Here is a 944-nt window from a genome sequence, read left to right as displayed (position 1 = left end):
GCGGGCTGGCCTGCGGCAGCCACGCCGGGTGGGGCGACGACCCAAGTTCAATTTAATAATTCTGGCGCTTTTGCGGGTTCCGCTAATTTTGTTTGGGATAACACCAACCGTCGCTTGGGTATTAATTCGACACCAGTGGCGGCGCTAGATGCCGTTTCGACGGCGACCGGGACCTCGGTTTCGGGTCGCTTCGCCAGCAACCCGGGCGGCGCGGGAGCGGGTAATTTAAATGCGTTGGTTTTAGATAACACCAACGGCGCCAGTAATTTTAAAAGTGAAATCAAATTCCGCAGTAACGGACTTGAAAAATGGAGCCTGGGTGTGGACCCTGCCGGAGCCGGGGAGCAAACCTTTTATCTTTGGGATGCGGTCTCAAACACCCGTCGTATGACAATAGACTCCGGCGGTCGCATCGGGATCGGAACAGATTATCCCTCGGACAAATTAACCGTGGCTGACGGACGCCTCGCCGTCATTGCTAACGACTGGAATGATGTTCTTAACTATGTCGCCTCGTCATCAGCAAATCCAAATATTTATACTGTAAGATCGCGAGGGACTTACACGTCGCCAACCTATGCGCAGAACAACGATATTATGGGCTCATTCCAAATGCGCAACCATAATTCTAATTTCGGTGCGGGCATGATCTCGGTTGCGACCGAAAATCACTCGGCCTCTAATGCGGGCGCTAATCTTATGTTCACCGTTGTGCCCAATGGAGCTTCCTCTTATGCCGAAGCAATGACGATTACTTCCAGTGGACTTGTCGGTGTCGGAACGACCAACCCCACCACGAATTTTGAGGTGGCTTCTTCGAATTCTAACGGAATTCGTTCGGTAGGTTCCTCGGCAAATTCAATTGGCTTTCAGATGATCAACAATATAGCGAGTGGAAGAAGTTGGAGTTTATATTCTTCCGGCGGTGGTCCTAGTGCGGTTGG

Annotated in this window: 1 protein-coding gene; it reads left to right on the top strand. The window is 51.5% G+C overall.

Translation table 11 applies throughout. From position 1 onward, the window contains the following. Positions 1-944, top strand: a 944-nt coding sequence (locus AZI86_RS19345) for a hypothetical protein (protein WP_437340143.1), incomplete at both ends; no start/stop codon positions are given.

Source organism: Bdellovibrio bacteriovorus (genome assembly GCF_001592735.1).
Classification (GTDB): domain Bacteria; phylum Bdellovibrionota; class Bdellovibrionia; order Bdellovibrionales; family Bdellovibrionaceae; genus Bdellovibrio; species Bdellovibrio bacteriovorus_D.
Note: the sequence above shows the minus strand (reverse complement) of the source record. Positions and strands in the feature narration are given on the sequence as shown.